Origin of the sequence: Arthrobacter sp. 9V, from assembly GCF_902506065.1 — a bacterium.
Taxonomy (GTDB): domain Bacteria; phylum Actinomycetota; class Actinomycetes; order Actinomycetales; family Micrococcaceae; genus Arthrobacter.
On the sequence record NZ_LR732944.1, the window covers coordinates 1 to 1,180 of the forward strand.

General features: G+C 74.7%; 1 protein-coding gene. It reads left to right on the top strand.

Going from position 1 to position 1,180, the window contains the following annotated elements:
* A partial coding sequence (locus tag BACI9J_RS22595; RefSeq protein WP_159736638.1) for a sensor histidine kinase occupies positions 1-1,180 on the top strand: 1,180 nt, incomplete at both ends.

Consider the following 1,180-nt stretch of genomic DNA (forward strand, 5'->3'; position numbering starts at 1 on the left):
CGCCGGACGCGAGACCGTGTCCTGGGCCCGCGGCACGCTCGGCGAGTCGGCGCGGGCGAAGGTGCCCGTCTCCGCACCCGCAGCCGGCGGGGCGGGGACGAGCCGCGCCTCCCGGCAGTCCACCGTCGTCGGCGAGGTGAGCGTCGGGTTCACCCGGGCACGCGTCTACGACACCCTGGTCGAGGACAGCATGCCGGTGATCGGTGCCGGGCTGGCGGCGGTCCTGCTCGCGCTGATCGCGTCGGTGCTGATCCGACGCAGGTTGGTGCGGCTGACGCTCGGGCTGCAGCCGGAGGAGCTCGTGACGCTCGTGCAGAACCAGCAGGCCGTGCTCGGCGGGGTCGGTGAAGGCGTCATCGCGATCGGCCCGTCGGGGGCCGTCACCGTCTGCAACCCCGAAGCCGTGCAGTTGCTCGGGCTGGCGGACCCGGTCGGGCAGCCGGTGGGTTCCCTCGACCTGCCCGCGCCGCTCGGGTCGATGCTCGACGGGGGTTCCGCCGCTCCGGCGAGCGCCACGATCGTCGCCGGGCACCGGGTGCTGCTCGTCGACGTCCGCACCGTGTCCCGCGACGGACGCGACCTGGGCCGGGTCGCTGTCCTGCGCGACCGCACCGACGTCGAGGCCCTGACCCGGCGGCTCGACGCCGTCGGAGCGATGAGCACAGCGCTTCGGGCGCAACGCCACGAGTTCGCGAACCGACTGCACGCGATCTCGGGGCTGCTCGACATCGGCGAGACCGCACGGGCGCGGGCGTACCTGGCGGACGTGCAGGAGCGCGGGCCGCTGCGGTACCCGGTGCAGCACGCCGACCGGTTGACCGAGCCGTACCTGCAGGCGTTCCTCGGGGCGAAGGGCGTCGAGGCCGCCGAGCGCGGGGTGCTGCTGCGGATCGGGGCGGAGACGCTCGTGCAGGGGACGATCACCGAGCCGGGCGACGTCACGACCGTGCTCGGCAACCTGGTGGACAACGCCGTGACGGCGGCCCTCCGCGACGACGAGCGCACGCGTGACGGGGGCTCCCCGTGGGTGGAGGTCGAGGTGCTCGACGACGGCACGACCCTGCACCTGTCGGTGATGGACTCCGGGCCGGGGGTGCCGGACGGTGCCGCGGACTCGCTGTTCGTCCGAAGTGCGGCGACCGCCGCGTCCGGGGACGTCGCGCAGGTGCACGGGCTCGGG